This is a genomic window from Bacteroides sp. AM23-12 (genome assembly GCF_003434395.1).
In the GTDB taxonomy this organism is placed as follows: domain Bacteria; phylum Bacteroidota; class Bacteroidia; order Bacteroidales; family Bacteroidaceae; genus Bacteroides; species Bacteroides thetaiotaomicron.
In genome coordinates this window covers 26,285-47,370 of sequence record NZ_QTLF01000024.1, presented here as the reverse complement: position 1 = coordinate 47,370, position 21,086 = coordinate 26,285, and the positions used below count along the sequence as shown (strand labels likewise).

Genomic DNA, 21,086 nt, shown 5'->3' with positions numbered 1-21,086 from the left:
TTGATGTTTTAGATAGTAATGGTAAATGTACTTCCTTTGCCGGATTCACTTTTGACGGTGATGGTGCCTCCATGTTTTTCGACCATGCTTTTGACATAGAAAAGTCCTAAGCCGTATCCTTTCACGTTATGAAGATTTCCGGTCGGAACGCGATAGAATTTGTCGAATATATGTTTCTGCTTGTCAAGCGGAATACCTATTCCATGATCGGAGACGGTGATAGTCACTGTTTCCCCCGTTTGGCGGCACTGAATCATAATCTCTGCTTCTTGTTTCGAATATTTCACGGCATTGTCTATCAGGTTACTGATGATATTGCTGAAATGAGTGCGGTCGGCTACTATCGTCAGTGCTTCCGGTTCTGTTTCCAGTGTTATGTGTACGGGGATATCCGCTTTTAGCTGGTGCTGCTCTATTAAAGAAGTAATCAGTTCTTTCAGACAAATCTCTTCGGGGTGCAGTCTGAACGTCTTGCGGCTTTCCATGCTCATGGAAAGAATCTGTTCGACGAGTCCGCTCAAGCGCTGTAGCTGTTCTTGGCTGATGCGCAGATATTGGTCACGTTTGCTCTTTTCTTCCGCCTGGTTGAAATTCAGCAGTGCATCGTTGGCGGCATACGCCACGGCAATCGGGGTCTTTAACTCATGCGTGATGTTGTTCGTAAAGTTGCTCTTCATTTCTTCCAGCGTCTTTTGTTTCAGCAGTGTGCGGATGAGGAACCAGAAGGAAAATCCGAGGATGAGGAAGATGACAAATGAAGTGACCAGGATGCCGGTCATTTGTTTCCATACCAGTGAGGTGATGGGTTCCATTATCAGTTGGTAGCGTTGACTGTGATGCCTGTTGAATTCGTAATCGTAGCGGATGGCTTTCGGGCTGGGGATATAGGTGCTGTCTCCTGCGATGCCCAGTGTATCTATGAATGTCTGGGATGAATCCTGAGTGGCTCCGCTGTATATATATAAGGTGTGGTGAGGTACATCTATGTTGTGTGCTTTCAGTACATCGGTCAGTAGACTGTCATATTTTTGCAGGTTGATGTCGATGTAGGTGTCCACGCCGGAGTGCATACCCTGTTGGACGCTGAGTATGAGTTCTTTCATCGAGTCCTGTCTCTTTAATAATACATCGAGTCCGCTTTCGCTGGAGGCAACGGCGCTGGCATCCGGATCATTGTCATTGACGGCCAGGGTATCTACTGCTGTTTCCGTGCGTGTATGCAGGGTGTCTTTGTAGGTACTGTCTGTATAAGAGACAGTCTGGCTTGTCACCAGCGACTTGCCGTCTGCACCATATCCGGCGGAAACGGTGACCGAACCATGTTCCACATTATCCTTTTGCAGTTCGTTGACGCGAAGCACGATTTCATTAAAGTCGCTCGTACGCATGGCGTCTTTTATATTATTGTTCATTTCCTGCTTCATCGTGCGGTAAAGCCCTGTCAGCCAATATGTCTGGTAAACAAAGATGCCTGTCAGCGAGCAGATGACAAGGATAATGATATGTTTCAACGGTAGTTTCATACGGACAAAGATAGTATGAAACTGTTATTTTTCTTCTCTTTGATAAGACTAAATAACACTAGATAAGCCGGCGATAACGTAAAGTTTCGTTTTTTCTCCCGTATTTTGCAGCATACTCAAAAATAAATGCGATATGAAACGAACTTATTTACTGCTTTTGTTACTTTTCATGTATTGGATGTACGCTTCTGCACAGCAGGTACAGACAGCGCAGGAACCTGCCGACAGCGTAAAAAATGTAGCCTATATAGACAGCCTGTATCGGGAACTTCCCGAAGTCATGATCACCGGCGAACGTCCGGTAGTAAAAGCCGAACAGGGGAAACTGGTATACGACGTTCCGAGACTGGTCGGCAGCCTGCCGGTAGACAATGCCTATGATGCGGTAAAGAACCTGCCGGGAGTTGTCTCCATGAATGATGCCCTGACGTTGGGAGGGCAACCGGTCACTGTGGTTATCAACGGAAAAGTGACCACCCTCTCTGTAGAGCAATTAAGCACCCTGCTGAAATCAATGCCCGTCAGTCGGATTGAAAAGGCGGAAGTGATGTATTCCGCTCCGGCACGTTATCAGGTGCGCGGACCGATGATCAATTTGATACTGACTTCGGGCATAGGAAAAGAACCTTCTCTTCAGGGAGAACTATATACTGCCTACAGCCAATTACACTACGAATCTCTGGCAGAGCGTGCGAGCCTTCTATACTCCGGACGCAAATTTTCTGCTGATCTTCTCTACTCTTACTCTTACAGCCGCGAACGGAGGGAGACAGACAAGGAAGCGCTTCACACGCTCGCCGACGGTTCGGTGCATCCGATGAATATGTATGATATCACTACTTCCCGCCACAACAATCACCAGATACGCCTTGGGATGGACTATGCCTTTACCGACAAGCATTTGCTGAGCTTGGTTTATACCACTGCTTTCACCGATGTCAAACCTTACGCCACAGTCACCGGTGCGCAGAACTCGGTCACCGATTCGCACTCGGAAGGACAGCTTCATAATGCCAAACTCGACTATCAGACTCCTTTCGGACTGAAAGCCGGAGCGGAATTTACCTATTATCATGCTCCCGGCAGTCAGCTGCTTTACAGCACACTGGGAGAAGAAACACTGAACTTCCTGAGCAAAGATAACCAACGGATCAACCAATGGCGTTTCTATGCCGGACAAGAACATACTTTGGGCGCAGACTGGGGATTGAATTATGGTATTGCTTATACGACCGCATTGGACAATAGTTATCAAATGTATTTCGATCCCGAAACGGAAACTTTACTGCCGGACAACAACATGCAATCCCGTCGTCGCGAGCAGACGCTGAACTTTTATGCCGGACTCAGCAAGAGCTTCGGTGAGAAACTTTCGGCGGACGTCTCTCTGGCTGCCGAGCAATATCATACGGATATGTGGAACGAATGGAGCCTGTATCCGGTTGCCAACCTGACTTATTTGCCTGCTCCGGGACATATCCTGCAATTTTCATTGAGCAGCGACAAAGAATATCCGGAATACTGGAGTATGCAGAACTCCACTTCCTACATGGGCGCTTATTCCGAGATTCAGGGAAATCCCTTCCTCAAACCGGCAACCAACTACGAAGCTAACATTAGCTATATATTAAAAGGTAAATATGTGCTGACCGCCTATTACAGCCGCACGAAAAACAAGGAAATGCAGACGCTTTACCAGTCTCCGGAACGTCTGGTCGAGATCTATAAATGCTTTAACTTCGACTTCTCGGAACAGGCGGGCTTGGTAATGGTAGTTCCCTTTAAAGTGAAGAAATGGCTGGACTCCCGCATCACGGCAATCGGCTTTCGTTACCGTCAGAAAGACAGTGATTTCTGGGATATCCCGTTCGACCGCAAACTATATACGTTTGTATTGACAATGAACAATACCTTCACTCTCTCCACCAAACCCGATTTGAAGTTTACCCTAAGCGGATTTTATCAGAACAAAGCGATACAAGGCATTTTCGACCTTCCCCGTTCGGGAAATCTGGATGCGGCCCTGCGCTATACTTTCGCAAAGGGAAAAGCACAACTGACCTTGAAATGCGACGACATATTTAATACTTCCACCATTTCGACTAATGTCCGTTTCGGACAACAGAATGTGAAGAATCACTATATGAAGACTACCCGTGCCTTCGGTATTTCCTTCAACTACAAATTCGGAGGATACAAGGAGAAAAAGCGGGAAGAGGTGGATACTTCCCGCTTTAAATAATAAGTATTATCTATTTTTTGCATACTCATCCAGTACGCGCTTGATGCTTTGTCCTATTTTTACGTAATCGGCTTCGTTCAGATTGGCGAGCGAAACACGGACACTCCATTTCGGTCCGGCAAATCCGCCGCCGTTCAGCAGGACGAGCGAAGTCTCGTTGGCAAGGCGGAAAACAACGTCGAGCGGATTGTAGGTCTTTTGCAGATAGTCTACAAATTCGTCACCGTAGAATTTCTTCGCCCATACCAGCATGTCGATTTCCGAATAATATCCGGCACGCAGCGGGTCTTCTATCAGCGTAAAGCCGGTGTTGTCCCAGAGTGCATGCAGGCGACGGTGGATGATTTCCTGCATCTTTGCCTTGTACCGGTCTTCCTTGTCGAGAAGGGAGAAGGCGGCGAACAGGCTCATCTGCATTTGCTGAGGCAGCGAGAGTCCTGCGGTATGGTTCAGCGCAATCTGCCGGCTGTCGGCCACCATGCGGTCAATAAACTTCATCTTCTCGGGATGTAAACTGAGGCTTGCATAACGCTTGTTTAAGATTGCTGTTTGCTCCTCCGACAGGCGGGCAATCATTTTGTCGTAGATGTTGTCTTCGTGTAGGGCTATCACTGCATTTCTCCATCCTGTGGCTCCGAAATACTTGGAGAAGGAGTAGACGCAGAGTGTATTATGCGGCAACTCCGCCATCAACGAACGGAAGTGAGGTATGAATGTTCCGTACACATCGTCCGTAATGATCATCAGATTCGGATTGTCATTCTTTACGATGTTGACAATACGTGCGGCAGTCTCCGGGCTCAGCGCGTAACTGGGCGGATTGCTCGGATTGGTGATGAACAACGCTTTTATCTGCGGATTCTTCAGCTTATCGATATCTTCATCTTTATATTGCCAGGTGTGCAGCCCGTCCGGTGTCATCTGATCGGCAGATATTTCGGTAACATCGAACTGATAGCGGCGTAATTCCGGAATCTCGATGTAGGGCGTGAAGACAGGAATCATCAAGGCGATGGAATCCCCTTGATTCAACAGAAAGTTTTCCTGCAATGAATCGAATACATAGCACATGGCAGCCGTTCCGCCTTCGGTAGCGAAAAGGTCGAATGTGCCTTTAGGGGGACGGCGGTCGCACATTTCCTGTGCCAGATAATCCTGTACGATCAGTTCGGTGAAGTGCAGGATACGGTCGGGGACAGGATACTGGTCGCCGATGACCGATTCCGCCCATTCATGAACCAGTCTGTCCGGATCGGCTGCGTGCTCCATCAGCATATAATTATAGGTTTCTTTCAGTAACCTGGCTCCGGATTCTTTCTCGTTCTCTTTGAGGAAAGCCTCGAAGCGGGCGGCTATTCCTTCCTGTTGTGGGATGCCTGCAATTCCTTCTTCCAGGGATTGGACACGGCGACATTCGCAAAGTCCGAATTTTCCTAACAGGAAGAATGCTTCACGCGGTTCGGTCGCAATCCAGTTCGGGTTGCCTCGTCCTGCGTTCAGCATGGTATGGGCCATTTTCTTGATACTCTCGTCAGCCATTTCGATGAGCTTGTTTTTAAGTTCGAAAGGGCTGATCGTTTCCATCTTTTTGGCAAAGTTCTTGGTGATAGCTGTGCCAGTTGTTTTCTTTTCCATAATGGTTCTTATTGTTTTGATACTTAATTTTGATTTCCTATACATTCATTATACTGACATTTACATGAGCAATACGATGGCTACTCCCCAGATAATCAGTAGTGTATTACCGACTGCATACGTCACGGTGTATCCTAACGCGGGAGTGTCGCTTCCTAGTGCGTCCTGAATAGCTCCCAGTGCGGCGGTTGTGGTACGTGCTCCGGCTGTACATCCCAGTGTGAGGGCAGGGTGGAACTTGAACAGATATCTTCCCATCAGCAGTCCGCTGAGAAGAGGGATGGCGGTTGCCAGTGCACCGACGATAAACAGGCTGAATCCTACTTCCTTGAAACCGGTCACGAAACTAGGTCCGGCAGCGATGCCGACAACAGCGATAAACATATTCAATCCCACATTATTCAATACCCACAACGAAGGTTCGGGGATACCGCCAAAGGTCGGATGTTTGCTGCGCAGCCAGCCGAATACGAGTCCTGCGATCAAGGCACCTCCACTGGTGGACAGGCTGATCGGGATACCTCCCAGGTGAATGGCAAGTGCGCCGACCAGACCACCGAGCAGGATACCCAGTCCCACGAAGATCATATCTGTCTGGTTGGTGGGGCGATCGATATAGCCCATCTGTTTGGCGGCAGTTTCTACTTCGAGTTTTGTTCCGGTCAGTTCGAGGATATCGCCGGAGTCGATCACTGTCTGAGCGAGTACCGGAACATTGATGCCTGCTCGCTTGATACTGCGGATACTGACTCCGTGCATGAATTTCAGCGCACGGATCGTGGAGACCTTTTCGCCTGCGAATGTGCGGTGGGTGACCATTACCGGAAGCGTCTCTGCCGGAAAGTCGAGCAGTTGGGCGTCGATCACTTCCGGACCGATCCAGTCTTCTTCGCCGATTGCATATTCACGGCGGCCGCTTAATACGACTTCATCGCCCGGTTGTAGAAGCATATCCGGGGTGACTTCTTCTATGACGCCCTTTTGCCGTACGCGTTCTACAAACAGCCGTTTATCGTTTTCCACCAGATAGTTCTCCAGTTCGCTGACTGTTTTTCCTTTGCCGAACCATTCGTTATCTATTTTATAAGCACGGAATACGACGGGGCGGAGGGCGGTGTAAAATCCGGGTTCATCTGCTTCGGAAGTTCCCATTTTGGCTTCCAGCTCTTTGCAGTCCGCTTTCACCTTCTCCAGTCCGCCCAGCATTTTGGGACCGAGTGAAGCCAGAATCCATGCGGAACCTGCCGTACCGAAAATATAAGTCACAGCGTATGCTACGGGGATGGCATTGATAAATGTCGCTTTCTGCGCATCGCTGATGCTTAATTGATTGATCGTGTCGCTTGCCACACCGATTACTGCGGAAATGGTCTGTGAGCCTGCCAGCAATCCGGCAGCCTCGCCTACATGGTAGCCCATGATTTTGGCAAGTATCCATGGGGCGATGAGGCTGACAATGCACATCAGGACGGCAAATCCTACTTGCGGCAATCCGTCTTTCTTCAATCCGCGAAAGAATTGCGGACCTACCTTATAGCCCACAGCGAATAAAAACAGGAGGAAAAAGACAGCTTTCATCGGGCCGTCTACACTAATGTTTAATTGTCCTACCAGTACTCCGACCAGTAGCACGCTGGTTACTGTTCCCAACGAAAATTTTCCTATTTTGAATCTGCCCAGCCAGAAGCCGGCGAATAAAGTGAGGAAAATGGCAAGTTCGGGATGATCCCTGAGTTGATTAATAATCCATTCCATATATGTTGTTCTTGTTTAGGTTATGTTCATAACAACAGTTCTTGTGCAAAAAGAGTTTAGTGGGTTAAGTACGTTATCGTCATAGTTTCTAAAAATATAAATTAATTGTGCGGAAGTCCCGGGTAAACGAGAGAGCGTCTTAAATTTCTCAGTTTCGCTTTTTTGTTATACTTTTGTCACTTCAAATAAAACTAATCATATTCTGTATGAAATCAGACATAGAAATAGCTCGCAGTGTCGAGTTGAAAAAGATCAAGCAAGTTGCCGAAAGCATCGGAATCCCTCGTGAAGAAGTCGAAAATTATGGTCGCTACATCGCGAAGATTCCCGAACAACTGATCGACGAGGAGAAAGTGAAGAAAAGTAACCTTGTCCTGGTAACTGCCATCACAGCGACAAAGGCGGGTATCGGCAAAACTACAGTATCTATCGGTCTCGCCCTGGGACTGAACAAAATCGGAAAGAAGGCGATTGTCGCTTTGCGCGAGCCGTCTCTCGGTCCTTGCTTCGGTATGAAGGGAGGAGCAGCGGGTGGGGGATATGCACAGGTGCTTCCGATGGAGAAGATCAACCTTCATTTTACGGGAGACTTTCATGCGATTACTTCCGCGCATAACATGATTTCTGCTTTGCTCGATAATTATCTTTATCAGAATCAGGCGAAAGGTTTCGGATTGAAAGAAATTCTCTGGCGTCGGGTGCTCGACGTGAACGACCGTTCGTTGCGCAGCATCGTAGTCGGACTCGGACCCAAGTCGAACGGCATCACGCAGGAGTCAGGCTTCGATATTACTCCGGCTTCGGAAATTATGGCCATTCTCTGCCTTTCCAAAGATGTGGAAGACTTGCGCCGCCGCATTGAAAATATTCTGCTTGGTTTTACATATGATGACCAGCCTTTTACGGTGAAAGATCTCGGAGTGGCGGGAGCTATCACGGTATTGCTGAAAGACGCCATCCATCCGAATCTGGTGCAGACGACCGAAGGTACCGCCGCTTTCGTACACGGCGGACCGTTTGCCAATATCGCTCATGGCTGTAACTCTATTCTTGCCACCAAACTGGCAATGTCATTCGGTGACTATGTGATTACGGAAGCCGGATTCGGCGCAGACCTCGGTGCTGAAAAGTTCTATAACATCAAATGCCGCAAAAGCGGACTCCAGCCCAAACTGACTGTGATTGTCGCTACGGCGCAAGGACTGAAGATGCACGGTGGTGTCAGTCTCGACCGCATCAAGGAACCGAACATGGAAGGACTGAAAGAAGGATTGCGCAATCTGGATAAACATATTCGTAATCTTCGCTCCTTCGGACAGACGGTAGTGGTTGCTTTCAATAAGTTTGCCACCGACACGGACGAGGAAATGGAAATGCTGCGCGAGCACTGCGAACAGTTGGGGGTAGGTTACGCCATCAATAATGCGTTCAGCGAAGGTGGTGATGGAGCGGTAGATATGGCCCGCCTCGTAGTTGATACGATAGAAAATAATCCGTCCGAACCTTTGCGTTATACGTATAAAGAAGAAGACAGCATACAGCAGAAGATTGAGAAGGTGGCTACCAACCTTTATGGAGCCAGCGTCATTACGTACAGCAGCATCGCCCGCAACCGCATCAAGCTGATTGAGAAAATGGGAATCACTCATTATCCGGTTTGCATTGCCAAGACACAATACTCTTTTTCTGCCGATCCGAAGATTTATGGTGCCGTGAATAATTTCGAGTTCCATATCAAGGATATAGTGATTAATAACGGTGCCGAAATGATTGTAGCGATTGCAGGAGAAATCCTTCGTATGCCGGGACTGCCCAAAGAACCGCAAGCGTTGCATATCGACATTGTAGATGGTGAAATTGAAGGACTGAGCTGATTTTTACTATTTCATTTAGTATATTTCTGTACTCAATCATCCAATATAAATCCCCGTCTTTCCACTTCTGATAGTTTGGGAAGACGGGGATGATTGTATATAGAGTCCAGTGTACCGGTATGTTGACCTTGTCTGATACACTGTACGATTGAAGTCGCTGCTTTCCGGAAGAGTATAGTGCGTATTTCAATTTCTCTTTTTGTAGTAAGAAAACATCTTTTCGAGCAGATAGTTTGTCTGATTCTGTTAATAAATAAAAAAGAAAAGCCTGTTTTCTTCACAGAAAGCAGGCTTATAAAATTCAAAAGAAATTCTTTATGAAATGTTGAACACAAATGCTGCTAATTCACATTACCGGCATTTGGTTACTCAAAGAAAGAAATCTTAATCAGCAAAAAGAGGATATTTCTTCATTGTCTCATTGACACGTGCACGTACTTGTGCGATCACCTCTTCATTTTCCACGTTAGACAGAACAGTTTCGATCATTTCGGCAATTTCGATCATCAGGTCTTCTTTCGCACCACGGGTTGTGATGGCAGGAGTACCCAGACGGATACCGGAAGTTTGGAAAGCAGAACGGCTGTCAAACGGAACCATGTTCTTATTCACGGTAATGTCAGCAGAAACTAATGCTTTTTCTGCTACCTTACCTGTCAGATCAGGGTATTTGCTACGCAGGTCAACCAGCATGGAGTGATTGTCCGTACCACCGGAAACGATTGTAAAACCACGGTCTATCAAAGCCTGTGCCAGTACGGCAGCATTCTTCTGAACCTGTTTTGCATATTCCTTGTATTCCGGTTGCAGGATTTCGCCGAAAGCTACGGCTTTGGCAGCGATTACGTGTTCCAACGGTCCGCCCTGTACACCTGGGAATACAGCTGAATCCAGTAATTGAGACATCATTTTGATTTCACCCTTCGGAGTTTTCTTTCCCCAAGGATTAGGGAAATCTTTTCCCATCATGATGACCCCACCACGAGGTCCGCGAAGTGTTTTATGTGTAGTCGAAGTGACGATGTGTGCATATTTAACCGGGTTCTCCAACAGTCCGGCAGCGATCAGACCCGCAGGGTGAGCCATGTCGATCATCAGGATAGCGCCTACTTTATCTGCGATTTCACGCATACGTTTGTAGTCCCATTCGCGGGAATAAGCAGAGCCGCCGCCGATAATCATTTTCGGCTTTTCGCGCAAGGCTATTTCTTCCATCTGGTCGTAGTCTACACGGCCGGTTTCCTGATTCAGATTGTATTCGCAAGGAGTGTAGATAATGCCGGAAGTGTTTACTAATGAACCGTGAGAAAGGTGTCCGCCGTGTGCGAGGTTTAATCCCATAAACTTGTCGCCCGGATTCAAAACAGCCAGAAATACGGCTGCATTGGCTTGTGCTCCTGAATGCGGTTGTACGTTTGCCCATTCGGCACCGAAGATTTCTTTCAGGCGGTCGATAGCGATTTGTTCGCTTTGGTCAACTACTTCACAACCTCCGTAGTAACGTTTGCCCGGATAACCTTCTGCGTACTTGTTAGTCAGGCAAGAACCCATTGCCTGCATTACCTGGTCACTTACAAAGTTTTCAGATGCAATCAGCTCGATACCTTTCAGCTGACGTTGGTGCTCTTTTTCGATGATGTCGAAAATTAAGTCGTCTCTTTTCATTCTTTTTATAAGTAAGATTAAATTTTTAATTCGAGATACCTATTTTAAGCGCACAAAGTTAGTGAAAATAAATAAAGAACGAAGGAACTATAAGAAAAATGTTAGTAAATGGAGGAAATTAATAGATAATGGATAATTTATCGTACGGAATGAATAGGAGGTGTCTGTTTTTGCCGGTTGCCGACTATCAAAAGTTCATCAGCCGGCTGTCGGATGTTCTTTAAAGAATGAATCCGAACGAGAAACTTAATGCGCTGTCGCGGCGGCGGAAAATGATAGGGCTGACTCCCGTGCTGCCGTCTGAATTGATATTGTCATAAACGATGGATTTGGAGATATTTCCTATCCCCTGTTCGTAGCGGAAGTCGAAAAAGATGCGGGAGATATTGACGCCGACACCGATCACGACGCTGACATTGAGCGGATACAGCTTTTCATGAATCCCTTTCTGGTCGAAGTTTGTGAAAGTGATTTCGTTCTGCTTTCCCCATAGATACCGGAGTTTTGGACCGGCAAAGATAGACATTCCGTATGGTCCTTTTTTCACTACGTTATATCCGTAGAGAATAGGGAAGTCGATACTGTGAAGTACGGACTGTACCGAAGCATAATCGGGTTCGATGGCAGGGTGTTGCGAACCAAGTTTGTCAAAGGTGATCTCGCCTTTGCTGACATTATAGGATGCTTCCGGCTGAATGAAATGCTTCTTTATATTAAAGCGCATGAAGATCGCGCCAAAATAGCCGATCTTATAATTATTTTGTACTTCGTCGATCGTTACGTCTTTGATTTTCAATTCGGATACCATAAACATGGAAGAATTAAATCCGGCTTTGATACCAAAGTTGATTTTCTTTGTGTTGGGACGTTCCACTTTATCTGCGTTACGATCTTGGGCGAAAGCTGTGCAAGCTATCGCCATCCAACCGAAAAGAATTATGTTGCGCAGTATATTCATGGCAGTACTTTTTTCTTTATTTCTTCTTTTCTACACTCCAGCCGAATTTCCCTATTTTTTCTCCCAGGTCGTAATATCCTCCGTGCACATATACCAGCGGGTTCGCTTCCGCCAGTTCGAACTTGCCGGTTTCGGGATTCAGGTTCCGGTCGTCTGCACGGACGTTTACCACATCGGCGATAAACATATCATGCGAACCGAGCGAAACAATTTCCTTCACGCGACATTCGATGCAGAGGGGAGACTCTTCGATCAGCGGTGCGCTGACTACGGTGCAGCGTCCCGGAGTGAGTTTCATCTCTTCGAATTTACGATAATTCCGTCCCGAACGTACTCCGCACCAGTCGGTGGGGAACGCCATATCTTTAGTTGTCAGATTGATGACGAACTCCATATTTTTCTTGATGATGTCGTAGGAGTGTCGTTCCGGTCGTACGGATATATAGCACATGGGCGGGTTTGTGCAAATCGTACCCGTCCATGCTACTGTTATAATATTATATTCACTTTCATCTTTTCCGCAACTCACCAATACGGCAGGCAGCGGATAGATCATCGTTCCCGGTTTCCAGTCTTGTTTCAATTTAATAAAAAATTAAGAATGAGGAATGGAGAAACTAGAGGATGGTGATTTCCTCGCGTTTCTGTTCTTTCTCGCAATAATGGCACTTCACGATGCAATTATCCTTGTCTATCACATGAAATAACGTAGGCATAGGTTCATTGTTCGTGATACATTTCGGATTGGCGCATTTTACGATGCCGTGCAGTTCGTCCGGCATTCTGACTTCTTTCTTTTCAACGACTTCATAGTCGCGGATAATGTTCAGTTTTACGTAAGGTGCTACTACCGATATGCGGTTGATTTCTTCGTCGCAGAAAAACTTGTCGGCGATTTTGATAATGCCTTTTTTCCCTAGCTTTTTGCTGTCGAGGTTGAAGCCGATGGTGATGTTACATTTCATTTGCTCCACGCCCAGTAGCTGTACGACAGTAAAGAGTTTTTCTGATGGGATATGGTCAATCACTGTCCCGTTTTTCAGGGCAGCTACTTGCAATGCTTGTTTATTTTCGCTCATAATAAAATATCGTTTTTAACGTCCTCTAATGTGATACCTAATACGTCGCAAAGGATGGCTTCACGGGCATACAGACCGTTTTGCGCCTGTTGGAAATAATATGCTTTCGGGTTGTTGTCCACGTCGTAAGCAATCTCGTTGACACGGGGCAGCGGGTGCAGAATGCGGAGGTTCGGACGGGTGTTCTCCAGCATCTTGTTGCGCAGGATATATACATTTTTCACTCGTTCGTATTCCATCAGGTCGGTGAAGCGTTCGCGTTGCACACGGGTCATGTACAGGATGTCGGCATCAGCGATAATTTCTTCGGTAAATTCGGTATGTTCAATGTATTTGATCTGATGCTCTTTGCAGTATAGCTTATATTCTTCCGGCATTTTCAGTTCATCGGGGGCGATGAAGTGGAATGTAGGATTGAAGTGACGCATAGCCATCAGTAGTGAGTGGACGGTGCGTCCGTATTTCAAGTCTCCCACCAGAAAGATGTTCAGGTTTTCCAGTGTTCCCTGAGTTTTGTAGATGGAGTAGAGGTCGAGCATCGTTTGTGACGGGTGCTGGTTGGCTCCGTCTCCTGCATTGACGATGGGTACGGGTGCTACTTCGCTGGCATATCGGGCAGCTCCTTCGAGATAGTGTCGCATGACGATGATATCCGCATAGCTGCTAACCATCATGATCGTGTCTTTGAGTGTTTCTCCTTTTGAGGAGCTGGTTGCTTTCGGATCAGTAAATCCGATGACGCGTGCGCCGAGGCGATTGGCTGCTGTTTCGAAACTCAAACGGGTACGGGTGGAAGGTTCGAAGAACAGGGTTGCTACTACCTTACCTTGCAATAACCGGCGGTTGGGGTTCATTTCAAACTGCTTCGCCATTTCGAGCATGTAGAGGATTTTTTCTTTAGAATGTTCGGCAATGGTTACTAAACTTCTGTTTTCCATTTTGTTATCTTTTATGTGGATAGAACTTGTTTTACCGGAGTGTAAAGGTACGAAGAAAATGTAAAATACAAACTTTTTTTCTCTTTTTATTCGTTTTTCGGTTGGTTTTAAAATATCAAATAAATCAAAAACTCGTTTGCTGTATGCTATATTTTATCTACCTTTGCGGCTTAATTATAAGCATCTTTTTTAAGCTAGAAGAAACATGATTCGAAAAATAATAAACGCTCTTTGGGTATTGTTGGCAGTTGCTTTAATAGCTATCGTAGTTGTTTTTGTGTCTATCTCTAAGGGCTGGATAGGCTATATGCCTCCTGTGGAAGAACTGGAAAATCCCAATTATAAATTTGCAACTGAGGTATTCTCGGAAGACGGGAAAGTACTGGGTACCTTCTCAATGGAAAAAAACAATCGTGTATACAGCAGCTATGCCGATCTTTCTCCCAACATCATTCATGCGCTGATTGCGACGGAGGATGTTCGCTTTGCCGAACATTCCGGTATTGATGCGAAGGCACTTTTCCGTGCCATCGTCAAGCGTGGATTATTGTTGCAGAAAAGTGCGGGTGGAGGTAGTACGATCTCACAACAGTTGGCAAAACAGTTGTTTACGGAAAAGGTGGCAAGCAATACTATGCAGCGTCTGTTGCAGAAACCGATCGAATGGGTGATTGCCGTAAAACTGGAACGTTACTATACGAAAGAAGAGATTCTGACAATGTATCTTAATAAGTTCGACTTCCTGAATAATGCTGTCGGTATAAAGACAGCCGCGTCTACTTATTTCGGCTGTGAACCCAAAGATTTGAAAATAGAGCAGGCAGCGATGTTGGTGGGAATGTGTCAGAATCCGTCCCGTTATAATCCGGTATCCCGAAATCCGAAAATCCGTGAGAATGCATTGGGACGTCGTAACGTCGTACTGCGTCAGATGGAAAAAGCCGGTTACATCTCGGATGCGGAATGTGATTCTTTGCAGGCACTTCCGCTGAAACTTGCATATACCCGTGTAGACCATAAAGAAGGTCTGGCAACCTATTTCCGCGAATATCTTCGTGGTGTGATGACTGCCAAGAAACCGGTTAAGAGCGAGTACCGCGGCTGGCAGATGCAGAAGTATTATGAAGATTCACTTTCATGGGAAACAAATCCGCTGTACGGCTGGTGCGCCAAAAATAAAAAGAAAGACGGCTCGAATTATAATATCTACACGGATGGTCTGAAGATTTATACCACCATCAATTCGCATATGCAGCAATACGCTGAGGATGCTATCAAAGAACATTTAGGCGACTTCTTGCAACCTCTGTTCTTTAAAGAAAAACAAGGAAGTAAGAACGCCCCGTATGCAAGGGCATTGCCGCAGGCGCGGGTGGAAGAATTGCTGACCAGAGCCATGAAACAAACCGAACGTTATAATGTAATGAAGTCAGCGGGTGCTTCTGAACAGGAGATTCGCAAAGCATTCGATACTCCTCAGGAAATGTCTGTTTTCACCTGGGCAGGTGAGAAGGATACGATTATGACTCCGATGGACTCTATTCGCTATTACAAACACTTCCTGCGTACAGGATTCATGTCGATGGACCCGATGACCGGATATGTGAAGGCGTATGTTGGAGGACCGAATTATACATATTTCCAATATGACATGGCAATGGTGGGACGCCGTCAGGTAGGTTCTACTATCAAGCCGTATCTGTATACACTGGCGATGGAGAACGGATTTTCACCTTGTGATCAGGTGCGTCATGTAGAACAAACGCTGATTACCGAAACAGGAGAGGCATGGACTCCCCGAAACGCCAATAATAAACGTTATGGTGAAATGGTGACTCTGAAATGGGGACTGGCCAATTCGGATAACTGGATTTCGGCTTACCTGATGGGTAAACTGAATCCTTATAACCTTGTAAGGCTGATTCATAGTTTTGGTGTACGAAACAAGGCGATCGACCCTGTTGTTTCACTTTGTTTGGGTCCCTGCGAAATTTCTGTCGGTGAAATGGTAAGCGCATATACAGCTTTTGCCAATAAGGGGATTCGGGTAGCTCCGTTATTCGTCACCCGCATTGAAGATAGTGACGGCAATGTGCTTTCTACGTTTGCACCGCAGATGGAAGAAGTTATCAGTGTTTCGAGCGCATACAAGATGTTGGTAATGCTTCGTTCCGTTATCAATGAAGGAACAGGCGGACGTGTTCGCCGTTACGGAATTACGGCCGATATGGGCGGTAAAACAGGTACGACCAATGATAACTCGGATAGCTGGTTTATGGGCTTTACTCCATCATTGGTGTCCGGTTGCTGGGTAGGAGGTGATGAACGTGACATCCACTTTGGTACAATGACTTATGGACAAGGGGCTGCCGCCGCATTGCCTATCTGGGCAACTTATATGAAGAAAGTCTACGATGACCCGACTTTGGGATACAGCCAGACGGAAACGTTTAAACTGCCCGAAGGTTTTGACCCTTGTGCCGGTTCGGAAACACCGGACGGAGAAGTCTTCGAAGAAACGGGACTGGACGATTTGTTTAATTAAACCTCTCATCGTGCATAAATGTATCATTTGTATCGGAAGTAACTACAACCGGAAAGAGAATCTTCTTCTGGCTCGCAGGAGACTGGTGGATTTGTTTCCTACCATCCGCTTTACGTCTGAACAGGAGACACGCCCTTTGTTTTTCAGAAGTCCGGCATTGTTCTCCAATCAGGTGGCGATGTTCTTCTCGGAAGCGGAGGAGGAAAGAGTGCGCAAGGAGCTGAAAGCTATCGAGCAGTCCGCCGGGCGTCGTCCGGAGGATAAGAAGGAAGAAAAAGTCAGTCTGGATATTGATTTGCTCTCTTTCGATGACCGGGTGTTGAAGCCGGAAGACCTGAAAAGAGAGTATGTTGTGAAAGGATTAGAAGAATTAAAATACAATCAGATATGAAATTTCTGGGAATAATACCTGCCCGCTACGCATCCACCCGTTTCCCTGCGAAACCATTGGCTATGCTGGGGGGGAAGACGGTGATACAGCGTGTATACGAACAAGTAGCGGGCATCTTGGATGATGCTTATGTGGCTACCGATGACGAACGTATTGAAGCTGCCGTAAAAGCATTCGGAGGAAAAGTAGTCATGACTTCCATTGATCATAAAAGTGGTACCGACCGCTGCTATGAGGCGTGCACAAAGATCGGGGGCGACTTTGATGTGGTAGTCAATATACAGGGGGACGAACCTTTCATCCAGCCTTCCCAGCTGAATGCTGTAAAGGCTTGTTTCGAAGACCCTACCACGCAGATTGCTACGTTGGTGAAGCCTTTCACAGCCGATGAACCGTTTGCCGTACTGGAGAATGTCAACTCCCCGAAAGTGGTGCTCAACAAGAATTGGAACGCACTTTATTTCAGCCGTTCCATCATACCTTTTCAGCGCAATGCCGATAAGGAAGACTGGCTGAAGGGACATACCTATTACAAACATATCGGTCTGTACGCTTATCGCACGGAAGTATTGAAGGAGATCACCGCTCTACCGCAATCCTCTCTGGAGTTGGCAGAATCACTCGAACAGTTGCGCTGGCTGGAGAATGGATATAAAATAAAGGTAGGCATCAGTGACGTGGAAACGATCGGTATCGACACACCGCAGGATCTGAAACATGCAGAAGAATTTTTGAAGAACAGAAGCTGATTTATGGATCGTACGATACAACCTGAAATACAAGCCCTGAAAAATTTCCATATCCTTTCTCCCGTCCGGACTACTTTGCCGAACGGTGTCCCGTTGACGGTTGTCAATGCCGGTGAACAGGAGGTGGTCCGTATGGATATTCTTTTTGCCGGAGGGCGCTGGCAACAGTCGCAGAAGTTGCAGGCGCTGTTTACAAACCGGATGCTGCGTGAAGGCACGCAGAAGTATACGGCGGCAACCATTGCAGAGAAACTGGATTATTATGGTTCATGGCTCGAACTGTCCAGTTCGTCGGAGTATGCTTATATCACTGTCTACTCGTTGAACAAGTATCTGGCAAAAACGCTGGAAGTCGTGGAATCCATGATTAAGGAACCTGTGTTTCCGGAGAAAGAACTGCATACCATCCTGGATACGAATATCCAGCAATATCTGGTCAATACTTCTAAAGTAGACTTCCTTGCACACCGTGGCCTGTTACAGGCGCTTTACGGGACACAGCATCCATGTGGGCAAATTGTAGTGGAGGAGGATTATCATGCCATTACACCGGAAGTACTCCGTGACTTCTACGGACGGCATTATCATTCGGGCAACTGTTCCATTTTCCTGTCGGGTAAGGTGACGGAAGATATCATCCGCCGGGTGACCGGTGCTTTCGGGACTCCTTTCGGACAATATCAGCTGAAAGCATCAAAACCGATATTTTCATTCGTTGCCGTTCCCGAAAAACGAATATTCATAGAGCGTGAAGACGCTTTGCAAAGTGCGGTGAAGATGGGATGTACCACCATTACCCGTCAGAATCCTGACTATCTGAAATTACGCGTACTGATGACGCTGTTCGGAGGATACTTTGGCAGCCGTCTGATGTCTAATATCCGTGAAGAGAAAGGATATACTTATGGGATTTCTGCCGGAATTATGTTCTATCCGGATAGTGGTTTGCTGGGAATCTCGACCGAAACGGATAATGAATACGTGGAACCGCTGATACAGGAAGTATATAATGAGATAGACAAACTACACCGGGAGCCTGTTCCTATGGAAGAACTGACGATGGTGCGCAACTATATGCTGGGTGAAATGTGCCGGAGCTACGAATCGCCTTTCTCGCTGGCGGATGCGTGGATTTTTATTGCTACTTCGGGGCTGGATGACCAGTATTTCTCCCGTTCTTTGCAGGCTGTAAATGAGGTGACACCTCAGGAAATACAGGAATTGGCACAGCGCTATTTGTGCAAAGAGACATTAAAAGAGGTCATTGCTGGTAAAAAGTTGTCATAATTTGCTTTCCGGTATGGCACTTTTTGGGAGAGAAGTTGTATCTTTGTCCAAACTGTAATTTTAATGAGTAACGAGTAAAACTAATGAGGAAATATCTATATACTACACTTTTTTTGACTCTTCTTGCACAGGGAGGAGTGATGGCACAAGATAATAATACCAGCAAAGGTGGGTTCTTCGGAAAGTTGAAAGACACATTCTCTACAGAAATAAAAATCGGAAATTATACTTTCAAAGATGGTAGCGTCTATACAGGAGAGATGAAAGGACGCAAACCGAACGGAAAAGGGAAAACGGTCTTTAAAAATGGGGATGTCTACGAAGGGGAATATATCAAAGGAAAACGTGAAGGCTACGGAATCTATTCTTTTCCGGATGGAGAGAAGTACGAAGGTCAGTGGTTCCAGGATCAGCAACACGGAAAAGGAATCTATTATTTTATGAATAATAACCGTTATGACGGTATGTGGTTCCAGGATTATCAGCATGGTGCCGGAACGATGTATTATCATAATGGCGACTTATACGTGGGCAACTGGGCGAACGACAAGCGTGAGGGCGAAGGTACTTATACGTGGGCGAATGGTGCTAAATACAGCGGTCACTGGAAGAATGACAAGAAGAACGGCAAAGGCACCATGAACTGGGACGATGGCTGCAAGTACGACGGTGACTGGAAAGATGATGTACGTCACGGAAAAGGCGTATTCGAATATACTAACGGAGATAAGTACGATGGTGACTGGGCAGATGACATCCAGCACGGAAAAGGTACTTATTTTTTCCATACGGGAGATCGCTACGAAGGTTCTTATCTTTTGGGAGAACGTACCGGAGAAGGCGTTTACTATCATGCCAATGGAGATAAATATGTAGGAAATTTCAAAGACGGTATGCAGGATGGAAAAGGTACCTTCACGTGGGCAAACGGTGCTGTGTATGAAGGTGACTGGAAAAACAATAAACGCGAAGGCAAAGGTATCTATAAATGGAGTAACGGGGATGTTTACGAAGGAGACTGGAAAAATAATCGTCCTCACGGTCAGGGCTCTCTGAAAACCGTTGCCGGTATGCAATATAAAGGTGGTTTCGTAGACGGACTGGAAGACGGACAAGGCGTTCAGATCGACAAAGACGGTAACCGCTTCGAAGGCTTCTTCAAACAAGGAAAGAAAGATGGCCCTTTTGTGGAAACAGATAAAGACGGAAAGGTGATCAAAAAAGGAACCTATAAAATGGGAAGACTTCTTTAAAAGAAAGAATTATAGATAAATAAGAAAGCCGGCTAAATTCAAGTTTAGCCGGCTTTCTTTATCTTATCCTTTACTCATCATTCTTCATTTAGATGATATATTGTGAACTGATGGACTCGTTATTCATTACCCGCTTGATTGTTTCTGCAAACATATCAGCGATGCTCAGTTGTTTCACTTTCGCGCATTTCTTAGCGTAAGGGATACTGTCTGTAAATACCATTTCAGTCAATCCGGATTCCTGCACACGGAAAGAAGCAGGGTCAGACATTACACAGTGGCTGGCAATAGCGCGTACGGATTTGGCTCCGGCTTCCATCATGATATTGGCAGCTTTGGTGATGGTGCCTGCTGTATCTACGATGTCATCGATCAATACTACGTTTTTGTCTTTCACATCACCGATGATTTGCATGGAAGCTACTTCATTGGCTTTTTCACGTGACTTGTTGCAGAGTACCAAAGGTACACCAAGGTATTTGGAGAAAGTGCTGGCGCGTTTTGAACCACCTACGTCCGGTGTAGCAATCACCAGGTCTTCCAGTTTCAATGACTGGATATAGGGGAGGAATACGGCTGATGCATACAGGTGATCTACGGGGATATTGAAGAATCCCTGAATCTGGTCTGCATGCAAATCCATGGTAATCAGTCGGTCGATACCTGCTACTGAAAGCAGGTCGGCTACCAATTTAGCTCCGATAGATACACGAGGTTTGTCTTTTCTGTCCTGACGTGCCCATCCGAAATAGGGGATAACAGCTACGACGCTCTTTGCAGATGCACGTTTGGCGGCGTCGATCATCAGGAGAAGTTCCATTAAGTTGTCTGAGTTAGGGAAAGTAGACTGCACAAGGAATACATGTGCGCCACGAATTGATTCTTCGTAAGAAACGGCAAACTCACCATCTGCAAAGTGGGTGATGTTCATGTTTCCCAGAGGACAATTGAGACTTGCGCAGATTTTCTCTGCAAGATATCTCGAGTTAGTTCCCGAGAATACCATAAAGGGTGCTTTTTCGCTCATTTTGTAATAGATGTTACCTATTTGTTAATTTGCCTGCAAAGGTAGGAATTTCTCTTATTATTTAGAAAGACTTATTGTAGAAAAAATAATTTTCTCTCCAACTTATCGGAAATATTTGTAGATTTGCAAGTAAGAACGAAGAACTGAGAATGAAGAATGAAGAAT

The 21,086-nt window shown here is 46.2% G+C and carries 16 protein-coding genes; 7 read left to right on the top strand and 9 right to left on the bottom strand.

The window, feature by feature from the left end:
* Positions 1-8: 8 nt before the first annotated feature.
* Positions 9-1,523 carry a sensor histidine kinase KdpD gene (locus DW640_RS17310; protein ID WP_048695512.1) on the bottom strand — a complete coding sequence of 505 codons (1,515 nt, stop codon included), beginning with the start codon at positions 1,521-1,523 and terminating at the stop codon, positions 9-11.
* A gap of 133 nt (positions 1,524-1,656) precedes the next feature.
* On the opposite strand from DW640_RS17310, the gene DW640_RS17305 reads away from it, so the two are divergent.
* Positions 1,657-3,765, top strand: a complete 2,109-nt coding sequence (locus tag DW640_RS17305) for an outer membrane beta-barrel family protein (RefSeq protein ID WP_117578752.1) — start codon at positions 1,657-1,659, stop codon at positions 3,763-3,765.
* Positions 3,766-3,771: 6 nt separating this feature from the next.
* Here the strand turns inward: DW640_RS17305 and aspD are convergent, their stop codons facing one another.
* Both aspD and aspT read right to left on the bottom strand, forming a co-directional pair.
* The gene (aspD, locus tag DW640_RS17300; protein WP_199610408.1) at positions 3,772-5,400 is read right to left on the bottom strand and encodes an aspartate 4-decarboxylase; all 1,629 of its coding nucleotides are present in this window, start codon (positions 5,398-5,400) and stop codon (positions 3,772-3,774) included.
* Between the two features lie 60 nt (positions 5,401-5,460).
* The gene (gene aspT / locus DW640_RS17295; RefSeq protein WP_011107422.1) at positions 5,461-7,155 is read right to left on the bottom strand and encodes an aspartate-alanine antiporter; all 1,695 of its coding nucleotides are present in this window, start codon (positions 7,153-7,155) and stop codon (positions 5,461-5,463) included.
* A 206-nt stretch (positions 7,156-7,361) separates the two neighbouring features.
* Here aspT and DW640_RS17290 point away from each other — a divergent pair, with 206 nt between their 5' ends.
* Entirely contained in the window at positions 7,362-9,029 is a 1,668-nt protein-coding gene (locus DW640_RS17290; protein ID WP_008761411.1) for a formate--tetrahydrofolate ligase, read from the top strand.
* Positions 9,030-9,413: 384 nt separating this feature from the next.
* Here DW640_RS17290 and glyA read toward each other — a convergent pair whose 3' ends face one another.
* From glyA to pyrB, 5 genes are all read right to left on the bottom strand, one after another.
* A complete protein-coding gene (gene glyA, locus DW640_RS17285; protein ID WP_090615272.1) occupies positions 9,414-10,694 on the bottom strand; it encodes a serine hydroxymethyltransferase in 1,281 nt (426 codons plus the stop codon).
* A gap of 220 nt (positions 10,695-10,914) precedes the next feature.
* Positions 10,915-11,652 (bottom strand): porin family protein, encoded by a 738-nt coding sequence (locus DW640_RS17280; protein ID WP_008761413.1) that lies wholly within the window; start codon positions 11,650-11,652, stop codon positions 10,915-10,917.
* 16 nt (positions 11,653-11,668) lie between these two features.
* Positions 11,669-12,235: a flavin reductase family protein gene (locus tag DW640_RS17275; RefSeq protein ID WP_008761414.1), complete on the bottom strand. Its 567-nt coding sequence runs from the start codon at positions 12,233-12,235 to the stop codon at positions 11,669-11,671.
* Between the two features lie 34 nt (positions 12,236-12,269).
* A complete protein-coding gene (pyrI, locus tag DW640_RS17270; RefSeq protein WP_008761415.1) occupies positions 12,270-12,731 on the bottom strand; it encodes an aspartate carbamoyltransferase regulatory subunit in 462 nt (153 codons plus the stop codon).
* Positions 12,728-13,669 carry an aspartate carbamoyltransferase gene (gene pyrB, locus DW640_RS17265; RefSeq protein ID WP_008761416.1) on the bottom strand — a complete coding sequence of 314 codons (942 nt, stop codon included), beginning with the start codon at positions 13,667-13,669 and terminating at the stop codon, positions 12,728-12,730. Before pyrB ends, pyrI begins: the two co-directional genes overlap by 4 nt.
* 205 nt (positions 13,670-13,874) lie before the next feature.
* Between pyrB and DW640_RS17260 the strand changes: the two genes are divergently transcribed.
* From DW640_RS17260 to DW640_RS17240, 5 genes are all read left to right on the top strand, one after another.
* Positions 13,875-16,214, top strand: coding sequence for a transglycosylase domain-containing protein (locus DW640_RS17260; protein WP_011107425.1), 2,340 nt, complete (start codon positions 13,875-13,877; stop codon positions 16,212-16,214).
* A 10-nt stretch (positions 16,215-16,224) separates the two neighbouring features.
* The gene (locus DW640_RS17255; protein ID WP_008761418.1) at positions 16,225-16,605 is read left to right on the top strand and encodes a 2-amino-4-hydroxy-6-hydroxymethyldihydropteridine diphosphokinase; all 381 of its coding nucleotides are present in this window, start codon (positions 16,225-16,227) and stop codon (positions 16,603-16,605) included.
* Positions 16,602-17,354: a 3-deoxy-manno-octulosonate cytidylyltransferase gene (gene kdsB / locus DW640_RS17250; protein WP_008761419.1), complete on the top strand. Its 753-nt coding sequence runs from the start codon at positions 16,602-16,604 to the stop codon at positions 17,352-17,354. Before DW640_RS17255 ends, kdsB begins: the two co-directional genes overlap by 4 nt.
* A gap of 3 nt (positions 17,355-17,357) precedes the next feature.
* Complete coding sequence (locus tag DW640_RS17245; protein WP_008761420.1) at positions 17,358-18,641, top strand: pitrilysin family protein; 1,284 nt, start codon at positions 17,358-17,360, stop codon at positions 18,639-18,641.
* Between the two features lie 83 nt (positions 18,642-18,724).
* Positions 18,725-19,894, top strand: a complete 1,170-nt coding sequence (locus DW640_RS17240) for a phosphatidylinositol-4-phosphate 5-kinase (RefSeq protein ID WP_008765612.1) — start codon at positions 18,725-18,727, stop codon at positions 19,892-19,894.
* An 88-nt stretch (positions 19,895-19,982) separates the two neighbouring features.
* Here DW640_RS17240 and DW640_RS17235 read toward each other — a convergent pair whose 3' ends face one another.
* Positions 19,983-20,921, bottom strand: a complete 939-nt coding sequence (locus tag DW640_RS17235) for a ribose-phosphate pyrophosphokinase (RefSeq protein ID WP_008761422.1) — start codon at positions 20,919-20,921, stop codon at positions 19,983-19,985.
* Between the last annotated feature and the right edge of the window lie 165 nt (positions 20,922-21,086).